The organism is Streptomyces pluripotens, assembly GCF_000802245.2.
Taxonomy (GTDB): domain Bacteria; phylum Actinomycetota; class Actinomycetes; order Streptomycetales; family Streptomycetaceae; genus Streptomyces; species Streptomyces pluripotens.
The window spans coordinates 2,219,188-2,239,437 of sequence record NZ_CP021080.1; the positions used below are offsets into that span (position 1 = coordinate 2,219,188).

The 20,250-nt window shown below is 68.3% G+C and carries 15 protein-coding genes; 1 reads left to right on the top strand and 14 read right to left on the bottom strand.

All coding sequences use genetic code 11. The features are described from left to right. Nucleotides 1-271 precede the first annotated feature (271 nt). The 11 genes from LK06_RS09845 to LK06_RS09895 form a co-directional block, all read right to left on the bottom strand. Nucleotides 272-2,233, bottom strand: coding sequence for a TIGR03960 family B12-binding radical SAM protein (locus LK06_RS09845; RefSeq protein WP_043404893.1), 1,962 nt, complete (start codon nucleotides 2,231-2,233; stop codon nucleotides 272-274). A 70-nt stretch (nucleotides 2,234-2,303) separates the two neighbouring features. Further along, nucleotides 2,304-3,800, bottom strand: a complete 1,497-nt coding sequence (locus tag LK06_RS09850; protein ID WP_039649534.1) for a CYTH and CHAD domain-containing protein — start codon at nucleotides 3,798-3,800, stop codon at nucleotides 2,304-2,306. 107 nt (nucleotides 3,801-3,907) lie between these two features. Next, nucleotides 3,908-5,104 (bottom strand): rod shape-determining protein RodA, encoded by a 1,197-nt coding sequence (gene rodA, locus LK06_RS09855; protein ID WP_039649536.1) that lies wholly within the window; start codon nucleotides 5,102-5,104, stop codon nucleotides 3,908-3,910. Continuing rightward, the gene (gene mrdA / locus LK06_RS09860) at nucleotides 5,101-7,362 is read right to left on the bottom strand and encodes a penicillin-binding protein 2 (protein ID WP_043433648.1); all 2,262 of its coding nucleotides are present in this window, start codon (nucleotides 7,360-7,362) and stop codon (nucleotides 5,101-5,103) included. The genes rodA and mrdA overlap by 4 nt, the downstream gene beginning before the upstream one ends. A gap of 114 nt (nucleotides 7,363-7,476) precedes the next feature. Then, the gene (gene mreD, locus LK06_RS09865; RefSeq protein ID WP_039649539.1) at nucleotides 7,477-8,154 is read right to left on the bottom strand and encodes a rod shape-determining protein MreD; all 678 of its coding nucleotides are present in this window, start codon (nucleotides 8,152-8,154) and stop codon (nucleotides 7,477-7,479) included. A 13-nt stretch (nucleotides 8,155-8,167) separates the two neighbouring features. Continuing rightward, nucleotides 8,168-9,103, bottom strand: coding sequence for a rod shape-determining protein MreC (gene mreC / locus LK06_RS09870; protein WP_039649541.1), 936 nt, complete (start codon nucleotides 9,101-9,103; stop codon nucleotides 8,168-8,170). A gap of 164 nt (nucleotides 9,104-9,267) precedes the next feature. Next, nucleotides 9,268-10,287, bottom strand: a complete 1,020-nt coding sequence (locus tag LK06_RS09875) for a rod shape-determining protein (RefSeq protein ID WP_014672705.1) — start codon at nucleotides 10,285-10,287, stop codon at nucleotides 9,268-9,270. A 272-nt stretch (nucleotides 10,288-10,559) separates the two neighbouring features. Then, the gene (gene ndk, locus LK06_RS09880; protein WP_039649545.1) at nucleotides 10,560-10,973 is read right to left on the bottom strand and encodes a nucleoside-diphosphate kinase; all 414 of its coding nucleotides are present in this window, start codon (nucleotides 10,971-10,973) and stop codon (nucleotides 10,560-10,562) included. Between the two features lie 103 nt (nucleotides 10,974-11,076). After that, the gene (locus LK06_RS09885; RefSeq protein ID WP_039649547.1) at nucleotides 11,077-11,436 is read right to left on the bottom strand and encodes a DUF4233 domain-containing protein; all 360 of its coding nucleotides are present in this window, start codon (nucleotides 11,434-11,436) and stop codon (nucleotides 11,077-11,079) included. A 7-nt stretch (nucleotides 11,437-11,443) separates the two neighbouring features. Then, nucleotides 11,444-12,958: a bifunctional tetrahydrofolate synthase/dihydrofolate synthase gene (gene folC, locus LK06_RS09890; RefSeq protein ID WP_039649550.1), complete on the bottom strand. Its 1,515-nt coding sequence runs from the start codon at nucleotides 12,956-12,958 to the stop codon at nucleotides 11,444-11,446. A gap of 91 nt (nucleotides 12,959-13,049) precedes the next feature. Further along, nucleotides 13,050-15,674, bottom strand: coding sequence for a valine--tRNA ligase (locus tag LK06_RS09895; RefSeq protein ID WP_039649552.1), 2,625 nt, complete (start codon nucleotides 15,672-15,674; stop codon nucleotides 13,050-13,052). A gap of 292 nt (nucleotides 15,675-15,966) precedes the next feature. Here LK06_RS09895 and LK06_RS09900 point away from each other — a divergent pair, with 292 nt between their 5' ends. Continuing rightward, complete coding sequence (locus tag LK06_RS09900) at nucleotides 15,967-17,058, top strand: hypothetical protein (RefSeq protein ID WP_043433647.1); 1,092 nt, start codon at nucleotides 15,967-15,969, stop codon at nucleotides 17,056-17,058. Nucleotides 17,059-17,137: 79 nt separating this feature from the next. Here LK06_RS09900 and clpX read toward each other — a convergent pair whose 3' ends face one another. The 3 genes from clpX to LK06_RS09915 all read right to left on the bottom strand — a co-directional run bounded on the left by clpX (nucleotide 17,138) and on the right by LK06_RS09915 (nucleotide 19,936). Continuing rightward, a complete protein-coding gene (gene clpX / locus LK06_RS09905; protein ID WP_039649557.1) occupies nucleotides 17,138-18,424 on the bottom strand; it encodes an ATP-dependent Clp protease ATP-binding subunit ClpX in 1,287 nt (428 codons plus the stop codon). A gap of 171 nt (nucleotides 18,425-18,595) precedes the next feature. Continuing rightward, nucleotides 18,596-19,261 (bottom strand): ATP-dependent Clp protease proteolytic subunit, encoded by a 666-nt coding sequence (locus LK06_RS09910; RefSeq protein WP_039649559.1) that lies wholly within the window; start codon nucleotides 19,259-19,261, stop codon nucleotides 18,596-18,598. 69 nt (nucleotides 19,262-19,330) lie between these two features. Continuing rightward, entirely contained in the window at nucleotides 19,331-19,936 is a 606-nt protein-coding gene (locus LK06_RS09915) for an ATP-dependent Clp protease proteolytic subunit (protein WP_052269761.1), read from the bottom strand. Nucleotides 19,937-20,250 lie beyond the last annotated feature (314 nt).

The following is a 20,250-nucleotide window of genomic DNA, read 5'->3' on the forward strand; positions in this document are numbered from 1 at the left end:
ATCAGGGAACTCGTCCGCCAGCAGGTCTTCGTCGTCGGACACCGCTGTGCAGGCCAGACGGAGCGCGGTCAACAGGACGTGACGTACCGCTGCGTGTACGCCTCGAAGGACCCCTCGGCGACATCGACGGTGAGGACCGACAGAACGGGCGGCGGTGCCGACTCGGCTGCTGGGCGCTGCTGGACCAGGCCAAGTTCGGCTGCGGCGCCCTCCTGGCTGCGGATTACTGTTCGATCCGGTTCAACCGTCCGATTCCAGGGCCTTACCCACGTCAGTGCGCGTGACCTGCCGAAGCGGGCGCCGGGCCGGCATTCTTGACCGTCAGGGGAAGCAGCTTCTTCCCCGTCGGACCCACCTGGATCTGCGTGTCCATGGAAGGACAAACCCCACAATCGAAGCACGGGGTCCAGCGGCAGTCCTCGACCTCGGTCTCGTCGAGGGCGTCCTGCCAGTCCTCCCAGAGCCAGTCCTTGTCCAGGCCGGAGTCGAGGTGGTCCCAGGGCAGGACCTCCTCGTAGGTGCGCTCGCGGGTGGTGTACCAGTCGACGTCGACACCGAACGGGGCGAGGGCCTTGTCGGCACAGGCCATCCAGCGGTCGTAGGAGAAGTGCTCGCGCCAGCCGTCGAAGCGGCCTCCGTCGTCGTAGACCGCGCGGATGACGGCGCCGACGCGGCGGTCACCACGGGAGAGCAGGCCCTCGATGATGCCCGGCTTGCCGTCGTGGTAGCGGAAGCCGATGGAACGGCCGTACTTCTTGTCACCGCGGATCTTGTCCCGGAGCCTGGCCAGGCGCGCGTCCGTTTCCTCGGCGGAGAGTTGGGGCGCCCACTGGAAGGGGGTGTGGGGCTTGGGTACGAATCCCCCGATCGAGACAGTACAGCGGATGTCGTTGGAGCCGGAGACCTCGCGTCCCTTCTGGATCACGTGGGTCGCCATGTCGGCGATCTGCAGGACGTCGTCGTCGGTCTCCGTGGGCAGGCCGCACATGAAGTACAGCTTCACCTGGCGCCAGCCGTTGCCGTAGGCCGTGGCGACCGTACGGATCAGGTCCTCCTCGGAGACCATCTTGTTGATGACCTTGCGGATGCGCTCCGAGCCGCCCTCCGGGGCGAAGGTCAGGCCCGAGCGGCGCCCGTTGCGCGTCAGCTCGTTCGCCAGGTCGATGTTGAAGGCGTCCACGCGGGTCGAGGGGAGCGAGAGGCCGATCTTGTCGTCCTCGTAGCGGTCCGCCAGGCCCTTGGCGACGTCACCGATCTCCGAGTGGTCGGCGGAGGAGAGGGACAGCAAACCGACCTCTTCGAAGCCGGTCGCCTTCAGCCCCTTGTCGACCATGTCACCGATGCCGGTGATCGAGCGCTCGCGCACCGGGCGGGTGATCATGCCCGCCTGGCAGAAACGGCAGCCGCGCGTGCAGCCGCGGAAGATCTCCACCGACATGCGCTCGTGGACGGTCTCGGCCAGGGGGACGAGGGGCTGCTTGGGGTACGGCCACTCGTCCAGGTCCATGACCGTGTGCTTGGACACGCGCCACGGGACGCCCGACCTGTTGGGCACCACGCGGGCGATGCGGCCGTCGGGGAGGTACTCGACGTCGTAGAAGGCCGGGACGTACACACCGCCGGTCTTGGCCAGGCGGAGGAGGACCTCCTCGCGGCCGCCGGGACGGCCCTGTGCCTTCCAGCCACGGATGACACGGGTCATGTCCAGGACGGCCTGCTCTCCGTCGCCGATGACCGCCGCGTCGATGAAGTCGGCGATCGGTTCCGGGTTGAACGCCGCGTGGCCGCCGGCCAGGACGATCGGATCGTCCACCGTGCGGTCCTTGGACTCCAGTGGGATGCCGGCCAGGTCCAGGGCGGTGAGCATGTTCGTGTAGCCCAGCTCCGTGGAGAAGCTGAGGCCGAACACGTCGAAGGCCTTCACCGGACGGTGGCTGTCGACCGTGAACTGCGGCACGCCCTGCTCGCGCATGAGCGCCTCCAGATCCGGCCACACGCTGTAGGTGCGCTCGGCGAGGACGCCCTCCTGCTCGTTGAGGACCTCGTAGAGGATCATGACGCCCTGATTGGGCAGCCCCACCTCGTACGCGTCCGGGTACATGAGCGCCCAGCGGACGTCGCACTCGTCCCAGTCCTTGACGGTGGAGTTGAGCTCTCCGCCGACGTACTGGATCGGCTTCTGCACGTGGGGGAGCAGAGCTTCGAGCTGCGGGAAAACCGACTCGACAGGCATCTCGCGAACCTTCATGAGCTGACAGGGGTGACCATCAAGCGTAACCCGCCCGGCGGACTGCCCCGGACCCTCAGCCAGACGCTTCCGGGACGATCTCCCGCCACAGGTCGGGCAGCTGCGCCTCCGCCGTCGCCGCCCGGACTTCCTCCCTGCCGTACAGCACCCCGTAGGTGAAGCTGCTCTCCCCCGCCGCGTGTGCCACCGCGGACAGCTCACGCAGGGTACGACGGGCCATGACGCTGTCCTGGTGGTCGCCGAGGAGCGTGGTCAGGGACTTCATGGACCTGGTGAGCGAACGTGCACGGGCGCCGAGGGCGGGCGTCGCGGCCTCGGCCGCGTACCGGGTGCGCTTGGCCTTCTTGCGGGCCTCGTGCAGGGCCAGGTCTCGCTCCGGGCCGGGCGGCAGGTCCAGCGCGTGCCCGATGAGTCCGGACAGTTTCGCCAGGTCCTTGTGCACGGCCCGGGCGAGGACCCGTTCCGGTCTCTTCGCGGCCGCCTTGCCGAGCGGTGGATCGGCGAGGAGGCGGTCCAGGGTGTCCAGCAGGGTCAGGTGACGGCGGGAGTCCAGCACGCCGTTCAGGTGGCTGCTGGCACCACCGTGCTGGGCGTTCGCCCAGGTGGTCAGCCGCTCGGGGACGGGGCCGGTGACCAGATCGGGTGGGAGGGCGGCCAGGGCGGTCGTCAGACGCTCGGCCAGCACCTCCCGGTCACGGTGTACACCCAGCTCGCCGGCGAGCCACTTGAGCTCGGCGGCGACGGGGTCGGTGACGACCGGGTCGAGGACCGCGCGGAAGGTGCGCAGGGTGCTGCGGGCGCGCCGGGTGGCGACCCGCATGCGGTGCACGGAATCGGGGAGGTCGCGGCGGACGGCTGGATCGAGTTCGACCAGGGCATCCCGCTGGACGCGGAGATAGGCGAGGACGTGGTCGCCGGCGGTCACCGGCCGCCGGGGCTTCGCCTTCCGGCGGCGGCCAGTGGTCTGCTCCAGGGCGCGGGCGAGTTTCGACGGCGACGCGGAGGGACGCACGCCTGCCCTGCGGAGTCGTTTCTCCACCTGGTCGAGGAAGGCAGGGTCGCCGCCGTCGGCCAATTCCACCTCGATCTCGGTCCACTGGGCGGCTCTGCCCTTGCCGGTGAGCCGCTCGGCGGTCACGGCGTCGACGCTCGCCTCGGCCAGCAGGGTTCCGTCGGCGTCGACCAGATGGCGCACATCGCGGGCGGAGCGCAGCCGGACCAGGGGGATCAGCTCGGCGTCCCGGACGCGGGAGCGCAGGAGGGCCGCGATCTCCCCGGGCACGGTGTCGGAGAGCGGGGCCTGGATCTCGTCGCGGACGCCGGGGGCGACGGGGAACTTCAGGTGCCAGCCGGCGTCCGCGCCTCCGGTGCGGCGGCGCAGGGTGATGGCGGCGGCGGCCAGACGCTCGTCGGCGGTGTCGTAGTACGTGGCGTCAAGTTCGATCAGGCCCTTGTCGAGGACGGCCGCCACTCCGGCGACGCCGGTCAGGTCTGGCAGCCCGCTGTCGTCGGATTCGTACTTGCGCTCGATCTCGCGTTTCGCATCCGCCATGCACCGAATCTAGTGGGCGGAGGGCCGATACGGCAGAGGGCGCCGCCGCCGTCCGGCCCCTTCGAAGGTGGTGAGCCGGGCGGCTGGCGGGCCGGGTGGCGGGATCCTTATGCCGACATGGGGCGCTGTACCTTGATCGACTGCAGTAGCCCCACAGCTATCCACACCGCAAACATCGAGGATCCTCCGTATGACACGAAGGGCAGCGGAAGGCCGGTGACCGGCATGATGCCGAGTGTCATGCCGATGTTCTCGAAGGACTGGAAGGCGAACCACGCGACGATCCCGGCAGCGACGATCGTCCCGTACAGCCCGGTGGAGTCACGTGCTATCCGGCAGGCACGCCACAGGATGAGGCCGATCAGGAAAATGATGGTGCCAGCGCCGACGAAGCCCAGTTCCTCCCCCGCGACGGTGAAGACGAAGTCGGTCTGCTGCTCGGGGACGAACTGGCCGGTGGTCTGCGAGCCGTGGAAGAGTCCTTCTCCCATCAACCCGCCGGAGCCGATGGCGATGCGGGCCTGGTTGGTGTTGTACCCGACGCCCGAGGGATCCAGGTCCGGGTTGGCGAAGGCGGCGAAGCGGTTGATCTGGTACTGGTCCAGGACGTGCAGCTGCCAGATGGCGACGCAGCCGAGGACGCCGGCGGTGAGCAGGCCGAAGATCCAGCGGTTGGAGGCTCCGGAGGCGAGCAGCACGCCCAGGATGATCGCCACCATGGCCAGCACCGAGCCGAGGTCGGGCATGAGCAGCAGGACCAGGATCGGCACGGTGGCCAGACCCAGGGACTGCATCACGGTTCGGTGGTCGGGGTACGGATTGTCACCCGCGTCCACCCGGGCGGCCAGCAGCATGGCCATGCCCAGGATGATCGCCACCTTGAGGAACTCGGCGGGCTGGAGCGAGAAGCCACCGATGACGAGCCAGTTGCGCTGACCGTTGATGGTCGCACCGAGCGGGGTGAGGACCACCAGCGCGAGAAGTACCGACAGGCCGTAGAGGACGGGCACGGCGTTGCGCAGGGCGCGGTGGCCAAGCCAGATGGTGGCGATCATCAGGGCGAGGCCGATGCCGAGGTTCATCAGGTGCCGGAACAGGAAGAAATACGGGTCGCCCTGGTTGATCGCGGTGCGGTTGCGGGTCGCCGAGAACACCAGCAGGGAGCCCAGCAGTGACAGGGCGGTGGCCGCGAAGAGTATCGGCCAGTCGAGCCGGCGGGTCAGAGAGTCGCGGGCGAAGATCCTGGTCCAGCCGGACCGCTCGGGGCCGTACCTGGAGACGGAGAAGCTGTTCGCGCCGGTCATGAGGGCATCCTCCGGCTTCCCCTCCTGCGGTTCCTGCGTGACCGCCGACGGGTGTTGCGGTTGCCCGTGCTGGGCGAGGCCGTGGTGGCGGGCGGCTGCGGGGTGTCCCCGTTGGTGGGGTTGTCCTTCTGGGCCGCCTCGGCGTCCTTGGCCGGGTCGCCGGTCATCTTCGGGGCGGCGATCGTGCCGTCCGTGCGGACCTTCGGCAAGCCCTTCTGCGGGTGGGGCAGCAGCGCCTTCTTGTTGTCGATGGAACCGTCGCTCCGGACGCCGTAAAGGGCACTGTAGATGTTGCGCACGGCCTCACCGGAGGCCCCGGAACCCGTACCGGCCTGGGAGATCGTCATGATCACCGTGTAGTCCTTGGAGTAGGTGGCCAGCCAGGACGTGGTCTGCTTGCCCCAGACCTCGGCCGTACCCGTCTTGGCGTGCAGCGGGATCTTGTCCTGCGGCCAGCCGCCGAACTTCCAGGCGGCCGTACCACGGGTGATGACGCCCGCGAAGGCCTGGTCCATGCCCTTGATGGTGGCCTGGCTGACCGGCAGCCTGCCGCGCTTCCTGGGCTTGATCTCCCGCACGGTCTTTCCGTCGGCGCTGATGATCGCCTTGCCGATCGTCGGCTTGTACATGGTGCCGCCGTTGGCGACGGCGCCGTAGATCACGGCCTCCTGGATCGGTGTGACGAGGGTGTCGCCCTGGCCGATGGAGTAGTTGATCTCGTCACCCTCGCGCATTTTGTTGCCTTCGAGGCAGTTCTCGTAGGCGATCTTCTGGACGTAGGTGCCGTCCTTCTTGCCGCTCTTGCACCAGGCGTCCTTGTTGGCCTTCCAGTAGCTCTCCTTCCACTGGCGGTCGGGGACACGGCCGGTGACCTCGTTGGGCAGGTCGACGCCGGTCTCGCTACCGAGGCCGAACAGGTGGGCGGTCGTGAAGAAGTAGTCTTTCGGCTGACCCTTCTTGGGGTTGATGCCGCCGTCCTTCTTCCACTCCTTGTCGGCGAGGCCGTAGAACACGGTGTCGCAGGAGACCTCCAGGGCGCGGCCGAGGGAGATGTCGCCGAAGTTCTCCCCTTCGAAGTTCCTGAAGACCTGGCTGCCCACGGAGTACGAACTGGTGCAGGGGTAGCGGCCGTCGAACGGGTAGCCGGCTCTGACCGCGGCGGACGTGGAGACCACCTTGAAGGTCGAGCCGGGTGCAGCCTGGCCCTGTATGGCCCGGTTGAGGAGCGGGTAGTTGGAACCCTTGCCGGTGAGGGCCTTGTAGTCCTTGGCTGAGATACCGCCGACCCATACGTTCGGGTCGTACGTCGGCGCGGAGGCCATGGCGACGATCCGGCCGGTCTTGGCCTCCATGACGACGACGGCGCCCGAGTCCGCCTTGTAGTTCTCGCCGGTGATGCTGTCGAACTGCTGGCGGGCGGTCTTCATCGCCTTGTCCAGCTCGTACTCGGCGACCCGCTGGACGCGCGAGTCGATGCTGGTGACCAGGTTGGAGCCGGCCTCGGCGGGGTCGGACTTGGCCTTGCCGATCACACGGCCGAGGTTGTCCACCTCGTAGCGGGTGACGCCGGCCTTGCCGCGCAGGTCCTTGTCGTACTCACGCTCCAGGCCGGAGCGGCCGACCACGTCGGAGCGCAGATAGGGGGAGTCGGTGTCCTTGGCCTTCTGGATCTCGTCGTCGGTGACGGGTGAGAGGTAGCCGAGCACCTGCGCTGTGTTGGACTTGCCGGGGCCCGGGTAGCGGCGCACGGCCTCGGGTTCGGCGGTGATGCCGGGGAAGTCCTCGGAGCGTTCACGGATCTGCAGGGCCTGCTTCGGGGTTGCCTCGTCGGTGATGGGGATCGGCTGGTAGGGCGAGCCGTTCCAGCAGGGCTGGGGGGTCTTGGCGTCGCACAGCCGGACTCGCTGTATGACCTCCTCGGGCTTCATGCCGAGGATGCCGGCTAGCTTGGTCAGGACCGCCTTGCCGTTGTCCTTCTGTTTGAGCAGGTCGGTGCGGGAGGCGGAGACCACGAGCCGGGTCTCGTTGTCGGCGAGGGGTACGCCACGGGCGTCCAGGATGTCACCGCGTACGGCGGGCTGGACGACCTGCTGGACGTGGTTGCCGGAGGCCTTCCTCTGGTACTCGGCGCCCTCCCGGATCTGCAGGTACCACAGCCGGGCGCCGAGCGTGCCGAGCAGGGAGAGGACGAGGATCTGAATCACTACGAGCCGGATCTGGACGCGTGGGGTCCGGCCGGTCTCGGGAATGTTGGTCACTGCGGTTGCCCCCCTCTCAGTGCGCGGATGTGTCGGCGTGTACGGATGATGAACGACCAGCCTGTGAGGTCGCGTTCCGTGAAGGTTGCCCCGTTCGGGTGAACTCGCCCGGACTCACAGCCGCTTGACCCCCTTGATCCGGCCGACCCGGGCGGAGCGGCTGCGAGCCTTGGCCTTCAGGGCGCCGAGGCCGCCGCGCTGGGAACCGATGCGCAGACCGGTCCCGGAGGAGAGCCAACCGGACGAGATGTCGCCGGACTTGGCGGAGGGACCGCTCTCGGTGAGCGGATCGTTGTCGGCCCGGCGGGCCAGCCACATGATCGCGGGTACCACGAACGGGGCGAGCAGCAGGTCGTACAGGGCGGCCGAGAAGAGCAGGCTGGGCAGGCCGACGTGACGGGCGGCGGTGTCTCCGACCAGGGCGCCCACGCCGGCGTACAGCAGTGTGGAGCCGACGGCGGCGGCGACCACGACCGTCATCGGGCCGGTCGCCGACTTCAGGCGGCCGTTCTCGGGTTTGACGAGGCCAGCGAAGTAGCCCGTGACGCACAGGACGAGCGCGTAGCGGCCGGCCGCGTGGTCCGCGGGCGGGGCGAGGTCGGCGAGGAGTCCCGCACCGAAGCCGATGAGGGCGCCGCCGACGTGGCCGTACACCATCGCCAGACCGAGGACGGTGAGCAGCAGCAGGTCGGGAACGGCACCCGGCAGGTGCAGGCGGGCGAGGACGCTCACCTGGATCACCAGGGCCACGACGACCAGCGCGGTGGAGAGCAGGATCCGGTTGACACGCATGGGAAGTCAGCTCCTACTGCTGCGCTTGCTGCTGGCCGTCGGCGGGGGGTGTGACCGTGACGGTCACCGTCGGCGTCGGGACCGGCTTGGGCTTGGCCGGGAGGACGGTGTCACGGGGGTCCTTCTTCGGGGCCTCGACGACGACACCGACGATGTCCAGCTTGGTGAAACTGACGTACGGGGTGACGTAGAGGGTGCGGGTGAGGCCGCCGCCGGAGGGGTCGACCCGGGAGACCACGCCGACCGGGACTCCGGGCACGAACGGCTTGTCGGCCTGCGAGCCGAAGGTGACGAGCCGGTCGCCCTTCTTGACGTCGGCCTTGCCGTTCAGCAGTTCGACCCGGAGCGGGCGGTCGCCCTGTCCGGAGGCGAAGCCGAGTTCGTCGCTGGCCTCCATGCGGGTACCGACGGTGAAGTCGGGGTCGTTGGCGAGCAGCACGGTGGCGGTTTCCGGGCCGACCGTGGTGATCCGGCCGACCAGTCCGTCGCCGTTGAGGACGGTCATGTCCCGTTTGATTCCGTCGCGGGCGCCGACGTCGATGGTGACGGTCCAGGAGAAGCCCTGTGCAGACCCTATGGCGATGACTTGGGCGCCCTTGATGCCGTACTGGCCTTCACCAGCGATCTTGAGCATCTTGTCGAGCTGCTTGAGGCGGCTGCGGTTGCGGTCGTCGCTGCCGAGCTTCGCCTTGAGGGCCGCGTTCTCCTTCTCCAGGGCGGCGAGGCGGTCGTGCCGGCTGCCGGAGTCACGGATCGCGGAGACGGCGTTGCCGACCGGGTCGACCGCCGAGGCCAGTCCGTTCTCGACCGGGCCGAACACCGCTGCTGCGGCCTGCCGGGCACCGTCGACCGGAGAATTCCGGCCCCCGCGGATGTCCACCGTGATCAGCGCGAACGCGACGGCAATCAGCAGGACCAGGAGCAGCCGGCTCTCTTTCGTGTCCCTCACGTGCGGCGGCCGTGCCCTTCCTCAGTAGGAAATCGGGAGCCCCCCAGCGGTCGCAATCGGCGAATCGCGAAACCGAGGAGCCCATTTGGGGAGCTTCTGCCTCTATATCAACGATCCGCCGTACGAGAGGAGTGTGTCTCGTACGGCGGAATCGAAGAGTTACGTCATCTGCGGGGCTGGGCGTCCAGGACCTGCTGCAGTGCCTCGAACTCCTCGACGCACTTGCCGGATCCGAGTGCGACGCTGTCCAGCGGGTCCTCGGCGATGTGGATCGGCATGCCGGTCTCCCGCCGCAACCGCTCGTCCAGTCCGCGCAGCAACGCGCCGCCGCCGGTCAGAACGATTCCTCTGTCCATGATGTCGCCGGACAGCTCGGGCGGGCACTTGTCGAGGGTCGTCTTGACCGCGTCCACGATCGCGTTGACCGGCTCCTCGATCGCCTTGCGGACTTCGGCGGCCGAGATGACGACGGTCTTGGGCAGCCCGGAGACCAGGTCCCGGCCGCGGACTTCGGTGTGCTCGTCGGTGTCGAGGTCGTACGCCGAACCGATCGTGATCTTGATCTGTTCGGCCGTGCGCTCACCCAGCAGAAGGCTGTATTCCTTCTTGATGTACTGGATGATCGCGTTGTCCAGTTCGTCGCCCGCGACGCGGATGGACTGGGCGGTGACGATGCCGCCAAGCGAGATGACCGCGACCTCCGTGGTGCCGCCACCGATGTCCACCACCATGTTGCCCGTGGCCTCATGGACCGGCAGACCGGAGCCGATGGCGGCTGCCATGGGCTCCTCGATGATGTGCACCTGGCGGGCACCGGCCTGGGAGGACGCCTCGATGACCGCGCGGCGCTCGACGCCCGTGATGCCCGAGGGCACGCAGACGACGACCCGCGGCCGGGCGAGATAGCGCCGCTTGTGGATCTTCAGGATGAAGTAGCGGAGCATCCGCTCGGTGATCTCGAAGTCGGCGATCACGCCGTCCTTCAACGGGCGGACGGCCACGATGTTGCCCGGCGTCCGGCCGATCATCTTCTTGGCTTCGGCACCGACCGCGAGGATCCCACCGGTGTTGGTGTTGATCGCGACGACGGACGGTTCGTTGAGTACGATCCCGCGACCCCTGACGTACACCAGCGTGTTGGCGGTCCCGAGGTCGACAGCCATGTCACGGCCGATGAACGACATTGAGTTCCCCATCCGGATTCATCTGGCCTTCCCGAGCTTTGAGGACATGTCAGGACGGCGAGGCGGGTGCTGTGACGTGAAGGGTTCCATCGTAAACGGGCCTGCACGAACACTGCGCGAGGGTCTCCGCCATTGTCACCAGATGGCGGGCCACCTCGCTTGTGGAGACGGGCGTTCGGGGAGGCTCGTTCCCTCGATCGCCGGTACTCCTAGCAGAAGACGGAGGTCAGTGAGCCGCGCCCGCCGGACGCTCCGTCTCGACTGCCGCGAAGTTAGGCGCGGCCGGGGAAGAAGATCTTCACCTCGCGCTCGGCGGACTCCTCGGAGTCGGAGGCGTGGATCAGGTTCTCTCGCACGATGACGCCGTAGTCGCCGCGGATCGAACCGGGGGCGGCGGCGATCGGGTCGGTCGGGCCGGCCAGCTGGCGTACCCCCTCGATGACCCGCTCGCCCTCCACGATCAGGGCGACGACCGGGCCGGAGGACATGAACTCGACCAGCGGCTCGTAGAACGGCTTGCCAACGTGCTCGGCGTAGTGCTGCTCCAGCGTGGCGCGGTCCAGGGTGCGCAGCTCCAGCGCGGTGATCTGCCAGCCGGCCTTGCGCTCGATACGGCTGACGATCTCGCCGGTCAAGCCCCGACGGACGGCGTCGGGCTTGAGGAGGACGAGGGTGCGCTGGCTCACGGAAGGCTCCTTACGCGACGGGCGTGTGCGGTGTAACGAGGTTACAGGGCGTGTCGGGGAGCCCGTTACACAGCGTCAGTCATAACTTTCGGCTACGACCGCGCTACACGGCACCGGGTGCGGAGGAGGAGTCGCGCTGGGCCGCGAAACGGGCCTTCGCCTCGTCCACTTTCCGCCCGAAGTGCACCGACGCCCACCACAGCGCCGCGAACACCGCACCCATGAAGTACATGGTCGGGACGAAGACACCGGAGGCGATCAGCGCGATCTGCAGGGCCCAGCCGAGGGCCACCCCACCGGGGCGGGTCACCATGCCGCACAGCAGCACGCACAGCAGCATGGCGATGCCGCTGACCAGCCAGACCGTCGACACGGACAGGCCCGGGTCCTTCATGGCGACGAGCCCGGCGAAGCCGATGATGAAGAACTCGCCGACGAGCGTGGATGCACAAAGCGTACGCACCGGAGCCTCAGCCCTTCCCCAGCAGCAGCCGGGCCTCGCCCACCGTGATGACGGAACCGGTCACCAGTACGCCACCGCCGGCGTACTCGCCCTCCTCCTCGGCCAGGGTGATCGCGGCCTCCAGGGCGTCCGGCAGCCGCGGTTCGACCTGCACCCGCTCCTCGCCGAACACCTCGACGGCGAGCGCCGCCAGCTCGTCCGTGTCCATGGCGCGGTGCGTGGAGTTCTGGGTGACGACGACCTCGGCGAAGATCGGTTCGAAGGCCTCCAGCAGCCCCCGCACGTTCTTGTCGCCGCTCGCGCCCACGACCCCGATCAGCCGGGTGAAGTCGAACGCCTCCCGCACCGCCTCCGCGGTGGCCCGGGCGCCCGCCGGGTTGTGCGCGGCGTCCAGGACGATGGTCGGAGAGCGCCGCACGACCTCAAGGCGACCCGGCGAGGACACGGACGCGAAGGCCTTGCGGACGGTGTCGATGTCCAGGGGTTCGGCGCGCTGCGCACCGACGCCGAAGAACGCCTCGACGGCGGCGAGGGCGACGGCCGCGTTGTGCGCCTGGTGAGCGCCGTGCAGCGGGAGGTACACCTCCGGGTACTCGCCGCCCAGGCCGCGCAGGGTGAGCAACTGCCCGCCGACGGCGACCTGCCGGGAGACGACCCCGAACTCCAGACCCTCGCGGGCCACCGTGGCGTCCACCTCGACGGCCTTCTTCAGCAGCACCTGCGCCGCGTCCACCGGCTGCTGGGCCAGGATGACGGTCGCATCCTGCTTGATGATGCCGCTCTTCTCTGCGGCGATCTCCGCGGGAGTCTCGCCGAGGCGGTCGGTGTGGTCCAGGTCGATGGGGGTGATCACGGCGACATCGCCGTCGATGACATTGGTGGCGTCCCAGCTGCCGCCCATGCCGACCTCGACGACGGCGACGTCGATCGGCGCGTCAGCGAAGGCCGCGTATGCCATACCGGTGAGCACCTCGAAGAAGGACAGGCGGTAGTCCTGCGCGGAGTCGACCATCTCCACGTACGGCTTGACGTCCCTGTACGTCTCGACGAACCGCTCGGCGGAGATCGCGGCGCCGTCCAGGCTGATCCGTTCGGTCACCGACTGCACGTGGGGGCTGGTGTAGCGGCCGGTGCGCAATTCGAAGGCGCCGAGCAGGGCCTCGATCATGCGGGCGGTGGAGGTCTTGCCGTTGGTTCCCGTGATGTGGATGGACGGGTACGACCGCTGCGGCTCGCCCAGCACGTCCATCAGGGCGGAGATACGGCTGACGGACGGCTCCAGTTTGGTCTCCCCCCAGCGTCCGGCCAGCTCGGTCTCGACCTCGCGCAGGGCCTTGTCGACCTCGGGATCCTCCGGCCGCGCGGGCGCATCGGCCTGCGGCGGGCCGCCCTGGGTGCGCAGGGTGCGGCTGCCCGCCTCGATCACCGCAAGGTCGGGGTCGCGGTCGGTCTCGGCCGCGACGATCTCGTCAAAGTGGTCGAGGGGGTCGGGCGTGTCACTGGTGCCGGGGTGGTCGCTCACGGGGCCCAGTGTACGTACTCACGGCTGTGGGCCCGGCGCCTACTCCGCGCCGGGCCCGCGTTCCTCCGCGTCTGCGGGGAGCAGCTGCCGATCAGCTGGCCGGCAGCTTGGCCAGCTGGTTCTCGATGCGCACGATGTCCTCCTCGGCCTTGGCCAGACGCGTGCGAATCTTGTCCACGACATGGTCCGGTGCCTTCGCGAGGAACGCCTCGTTGCCCAGCTTGGCATCGGCCTGCTGGCGCTCCTTCTCTGCCGCCGCCAGGTCCTTCGCGAGGCGCTTGCGCTCGGCGGCCACGTCGATCGTGCCGGAGAGGTCGAGGGCGACCTCGGCACCGGCGACCGGCAAGGTGGCCGTGGCCGTGAAGGACTCGCCCTCCGGCTGCAGGCGCAGCAGTTGGCGGATAGCGGCCTCGTGCGGGGCGAGGGCGGTGCCGTCCAGCATCAGGCGGGCCGGGACGCGCTGGCCGGGCTGGAGGCCCTGGTCGGCGCGGAAACGGCGGACCTCCGTGATGACGGACTGGAGGGTCTCGATCTCCCGCTCGGCGTCGGCGTCACGGAAGCCGCTGTCCTGCGGCCAGTCGGCGATGACGACCGACTCGCCGCCGGTCAGCGTCGTCCACAGGGTCTCGGTCACGAACGGGACCACCGGGTGCAGCAGCCTGAGGGTGACGTCGAGGACCTCGCCCAGGACGCGCTTGCTGACCTCAGCCGGTTCGCCGCCCGCCTGGAAGACGGTCTTGGACAGCTCGACGTACCAGTCGAAGACCTCGTCCCACGCGAAGTGGAAGAGGGTGTCGGACAACTTGGCGAACTGGAAGTCGTCGTAGTGCGCGTCGACTTCGGCGACGACGGAGTTGAGACGGGAGAGGATCCAGCGGTCCGTCGCCGACATCGCTGACGGCGCGGGGAGCGGGCCCTGGACCGTGGCGCCGTTCATCAGCGCGAAGCGAGTGGCGTTCCAGATCTTGTTGGCGAAATTGCGGGAGCCCTGGACCCAGTCCTCGCCGATCGGAACGTCGACGCCCGGGTTGGCGCCGCGGGCCAAAGTGAAGCGCAGGGCATCGGAGCCGTACTTGTCCATCCAGTCCAGCGGGTTGACCGCGTTGCCGAAGGACTTCGACATCTTCTTGCCGAACTGGTCGCGGACCATGCCGTGCAGGGCGATGGTGTGGAACGGCGGGGTGCCGTCCATCGCGTACAGACCGAACATCATCATCCGGGCGACCCAGAAGAAGAGGATGTCGTAGCCGGTGACGAGGACGGAGTTCGGGTAGAACTTCGCGAGCGACTCGGTCTGTTCCGGCCAGCCGAGGGTGGAGAAGGGCCACAGGCCGGAGGAGAACCAGGTGTCGAGGACGTCGGTGTCCTGGTGCCAGCCCTCGCCGGCCGGAGGCTCCTCGTCGGGACCGACGCACACGGTCTCACCGTTCGGGCCGTACCAGACGGGGATGCGGTGGCCCCACCACAACTGCCGTGAGATGCACCAGTCGTGGAGGTTGTCGACCCAGTCGAAGTACCGCTTCTCCATCTCCTGGGGATGGATCTTGACGCGACCGTCGCGGACGGCATCGCCCGCCGCCTTCGCCAGCGGGCCGACCTTGACCCACCACTGCATGGACAGGCGCGGCTCGATGCTGGTCTTGCATCGCGAGCAGTGGCCGACGGAGTGGACGTAGGGCCGCTTCTCGGCGACGATCCGCCCCTCGGCGCGCAGGGCAGCGACGATGGCGGAGCGGGCCTCCAGCCGATCCAGGCCTTGGAACGGTCCGTGGGCCGTGATGACCGCGTGTTCGTCCATCACGGTGATGGACGGCAGGTCGTGCCGCTGGCCGATCTCGAAGTCGTTCGGGTCGTGGGCCGGGGTGACCTTGACGGCGCCGGTGCCGAACTCCGGGTCGACGTGGGCGTCCGCGACGACCGGGATGGAACGGTCGGTCAGCGGAAGCTTGACGAGCTGGCCGATCAGGTGCTTGTAGCGCTCGTCGTCCGGGTGGACGGCGACGGCGGTGTCGCCGAGCATCGTCTCGGCACGGGTGGTGGCGACGACGATGGAGTCCTCCCCGTCGCCGTAACGCATCGAGACCAACTCGCCGTCGTCGTCCTGGTACTCGACCTCGATGTCCGAGATGGCCGTCAGACAGCGCGGGCACCAGTTGATGATGCGCTCGGCACGGTAGATCAGGCCGTCGTCGTAGAGACGCTTGAAGATGGTCTGGACGGCCTGGGACAGGCCCTCGTCCATGGTGAAGCGCTCCCGGGACCAGGCGACGCCGTCACCGAGGCGACGCATCTGCCCGCCGATCTGGCCACCGGACTCGGCCTTCCACTGCCAGACCCGGTCGACGAACGCCTCACGGCCCAGGTCGTGGCGGGACTTGCCCTCCTTGGCCAGCTCGCGCTCGACCACGTTCTGCGTGGCGATGCCCGCGTGGTCCATGCCGGGCTGCCACAGCGTCTCGTGGCCCTGCATGCGCTTGCGGCGGGTCAGCGCGTCGATGAGGGTGTGCTCGAAGGCGTGCCCCAGGTGCAGGCTGCCGGTGACGTTCGGGGGCGGGATGACGATCGTGTAAGGCGGCTTGTCGCTCTGCGCGTTCGCCTCGAAGTAACCGCGCTCTACCCAGCGCTCGTACAGCGGCCCCTCTACATCGGCCGGCGCGTACTGGGTCGGCAGTTCGGGGTCGGGCGCGGGTGGCTGCTGCTGAGCGTTCTCGGTCACGGGGGTCAGTTTAGAGGTGTCGCCGTGCGGTCCCGAAACGCGTTTGCTCTCCGGCGTCCTCTCCTGCACGATCCGCTGCGGGTTCCCGGCCTCCGTCCTGCCCCGGGCCCGTCGGCGGCGCCCGTGCCCGCAGTCGCTCGCCGGTCGTGCACGACCGGCGAGCGGCGCAGCACGTCGACGACCGGGTACCGACCGAACCCCCAGGACCAACCGAACCCCCGCCATTCTGCCTCCGGGCACGGCACGCCAAGATGTGAAAAGCGCATAAACAACGGAGGGGACTGAGAACGTCATGAGCAGCAACCAGCCGGGTCCATACGGTCAGCAGCCACAGCAGCCGGGCCCGTACGGCCAGCCGGGACAGCCGGGTCCGTACGGTCAACAGCCGCAGGCCCCTCAGCCCGGCCCGTACGGTCAACAGCCGCAAGCCCCTCAGCCCGGCCCGTACGGTCAACAGCCGCAAGCCCCTCAGCCCGGCCCGTACGGCCAACAGCCGCAAGCCCCTCAGCCCGGCCCGTACGGCCAACAGCCGCAAGCCCCTCAGCCCGGCCCGTACGGCCAACAGCCGCAAGCCCCTCAGCCCGGCTACGGCTACGGCTACCCGCAGCAGGGCGTGCCGGAGCAGCCGAATCCTTATGGGCAGCAGCAGCCCGCTTACGGCCAGCAGCCCTACGGCATGCCTCAGGCACCGGTGCCGGGTGGCGGCAAGAAGAAGACCGGGTTGATCATAGGCACGGTGGCCGTGGTAGCCGCCGTGGCGGTGGGCGTGTACTTCGTGGTCAGCGGAAGCGGTGGGAGCAGCGGGGGCGGCATCGCGGACGACGGACCGCACAAGTTGACGACTCCGGCAACGGTGCTCAGCGAGTACAAGAAGTCGAAGAGCGACAGCGGCAGCATGACGGAGAAGGACCTGAAGGACGCCGAGAAGTGGGGCGTGCACAACCCGAAGGACGTCACCGCCGAGTACGAGTCCGGGGACGACAACAACCCGCTGAGCAAGAAGATGATCGAGTTCGCCGGCGTCTACGGCACGATCGACGACCCCGAGAAGACCGTCGACGCGATGTTCGCCTACCTGAAGGCGCAGAGCACGAAGGACGACGAGGACAAGTACACGCTGCAGGGCGAACCGGTGACGTACAAGCCGGCGGGACTCAACGGTGCGGTCCTGAAGTGCCAGCAGGCCAAGGGCGCGAACTCCGAGAGCGACTCCGGAGGGCCCAAGGAGTTCAGCGTCGACTTCTGCATCTGGGGTGACCACAGCACCCTCGGCGTCGTCATGCCGATGGACATCGCCACCCTTGCGGCCGGCCGGTCCAGCGACCCCGCCACGGATGCCGAACTGACGGCGAAGCTCCGCAACGAGGTTCGGGTCAAGGCCTGACCCCGACGGCGGCGACGTGGGAAGGGCCCAGGTCCATGGACCTGGGCCCTTCCCACGTCGGTCGTGCGTGCGACTGTGCCTACGCCGTCTTCTGTTCCCCCGAGCCACGACCCCGCGCGTCCCGGGGGATCAGGGTCGGGTTGACGTTGGACAGGACCACGTCGGCCGTGATGACGACGCGGGCGACGTCCTTCCGGGACGGGACCTCGTACATCACGCCTTGGAGGACCTCCTCCATGATGGCGCGCAGGCCGCGGGCGCCGGTCTGGCGGAGGATGGCCTGATCGGCGATGGCCTCCAGGGCCTCACGCTCGAAGTCCAGCTCCACACCGTCGAGTTCGAAGAGCCGCTGATACTGCTTGACCAGGGCGTTGCGGGGCTCCACCAGGATCTTGAGCAGGGCTTCGCGGTCCAGGTTGTGGACCGAGGTGATCACCGGAAGGCGGCCGATGAACTCGGGGATCATGCCGAACTTGACCAGGTCCTCCGGCATGACGTCCTCGAAGACGTCCTTGGAGTCCAGCTCGCGCTTGGAGAGGATGGTGGCGCCGAAGCCGATGCCCTTGGCGCCGGCCCGCGCCTCGATGATCTTCTCCAGCCCTGCGAAGGCGCCGCCCACGATGAACAGGACGTTCGTCGTGTCGATCTGGATGAACTCCTGGTGCGGGTGCTTGCGGCCACCCTGCGGCGGGACCGAGGCGGTGGTGCCCTCCAGGATCTTGAGCAGGGCCTGCTGAACACCCTCCCCGCTGACGTCCCGGGTGATCGAGGGGTTCTCGCTCTTGCGGGCCACCTTGTCGATCTCGTCGATGTAGATGATCCCGGTCTCGGCCTTCTTGACGTCGTAGTCGGCCGCCTGGATGAGCTTGAGGAGGATGTTCTCCACGTCCTCGCCGACGTAGCCCGCCTCGGTGAGCGCCGTGGCGTCGGCGATCGCGAAGGGGACGTTCAGCATGCGTGCCAGGGTCTGTGCGAGGAGGGTCTTGCCGGAGCCCGTGGGGCCGAGGAGGAGGATGTTGGACTTCGCCAGCTCGATCGCGTCGTCCCTGCCGGCCGCGCCGCCGTTCTCGCCTGCCTGGACGCGCTTGTAGTGGTTGTACACCGCGACGGAGAGCGCTTTCTTGGCTGCCTCCTGACCGACTACGTAGCCCTCCAGGAACTCGTAGATCTCACGGGGCTTGGGCAGTTCCTCCCAGCGGACTTCGCTGGTCTCCGCGAGCTCTTCCTCGATGATCTCGTTACAGAGGTCGATGCACTCGTCGCAGATGTACACACCGGGCCCTGCGATGAGCTTCTTGACCTGCTTCTGGCTCTTGCCGCAGAACGAGCACTTGAGCAGATCGCCGCCGTCACCGATGCGTGCCACGGTGTGCTTCCCCTTCGCCTGGGAGCCGCCTGGACACTTTCGAATCCAGCGGCTCCTGGTGCTGCCTTATGTCCGACGGTACCTTGCCGGGCCCCGTGTTCGGGCCCCCCTTGGCAGGGTTCACTTTGACGTGCACCGTGCCAAGAGGGGGCAGAAAGTACGCCCTCCGGGTCAGCGGACCTCGGAGTTGTTGAGCTTGCGGGTGGAGATGATCTGGTCGACGAGGCCGTACTCCAGCGCCTCCTCGGCCGTGAGGATCTTGTCGCGCTCGATGTCCTCGCGGATCTTCTCGATCGGCTGGTTCGAGTGCTTGGCCAGCATGTTCTCCAGCTGCTCACGCATTCGGGTGAATTCGTTGGCGATGATCTCCAGATCGGAGAGCTGGCCGCGGCCGGTAGAGCCGGCCGGCTGGTGGATCAGCACGCGTGAGTTCGGCAGCGCCATGCGCTTGCCCGGGGTGCCGGCGGCCAGCAGGATGGCCGCGGCGGAGGCCGCCTGCCCCATACAGACCGTCTGGATGTCGGGCTTCACGAACTGCATCGTGTCGTAGATCGCCGTCAGGGCGGTCATGTCGCCGCCGGGGCTGTTGATGTAGATGGAGATGTCCCGGTCCGGGTCCATCGACTCCAGGCACAGCAACTGCGCCATGACGTCGTTGGCGGAGGCGTCGTCGATCTGGACGCCCAGGAAGATCACGCGCTCCTCGAAGAGCTTCGCGTAGGGGTCGTACTCGCGGACGCCCTGGGAGGTGCGCTCGACGAAGCGCGGAATGACATAGCGGCTGTCGGGGCGGGGCCCTTCGTACATGCCGCTCGCGGCGCCGGGGAAGTTACTCATGGTGTGTTCACCGTCCTGATGGCGTTCTGGGGGCTGGGGTCTCGGCGGTGCGTGGCGTGGCCGGGCCGGTCAGGCACCGGTGCCGCCGCCTCCCGGAACACCCGAGGCGTGCGTAATGATCTCGTCAATGAGACCGTACTCCTTGGCCTCTTCCGGGGTGAACCAGCGGTCGCGGTCACCGTCGCGGACGATCGTCTCCACCGTCTGGCCGGAGTGCAGTGCGGTCAACTCGGACATGCGCTTCTTGGTGCGCATCAGGTACTCGGCCTGGATCTTGATGTCCGAGACCGTGCCGCCGAGGCCCGCGGAGCCCTGGTGCATCATGATGTCGGCGTGCGGCAGCGCGAAGCGCTTGCCCGCGGCACCACCGGTGAGCAGGAACTGGCCCATCGAGGCAGCCATGCCCATGGCGATCGTGACCACGTCGTTCGGGATGTACTGCATGGTGTCGTAGATCGCCATGCCAGCCGTCACCGAGCCGCCCGGGCTGTTGATGTAGAGGTAGATGTCCTTGTCCGGGTCGGCGGCGAGCAGCAGCAGCTGCGCGGTGATCTTATTGGCGATCTCGTCATCGACCTGCTGGCCGAGGAAGATGATCCGCTCGCCGAGCAGCCGGTTGTAGACCTGGTCGCCGAGACCACCACTGATGGAAGGCTCGCCGGCGGCGGAGGGCATCAGATTCGTCACGTATCCACCTGCTCGTCTTACGACGGCGCCGGGGCCGTCTTCACGTGTTCGTGCCGGGGGCTTCAGGGGACTCCCCTGCCCTCGTATTCATGGACCCTAACGCTCAGGCCCCTTCGGGGAATCCCGGAGATGGGAGTGTTCGCCGGGGGCGTAGCGACGGACTCCGCCGAGGGGGTCCGGTGCGGTTTGCGGGGAGTGGTGCGGGAATCCCCGGACCACCGCCGAGCCGGGCCCGCCGGGCGGCTCCGCCGCCTCGGAATCCGCGCCCCGTCCGTGCACGACGAACGGGCCCCGGGGAAGTC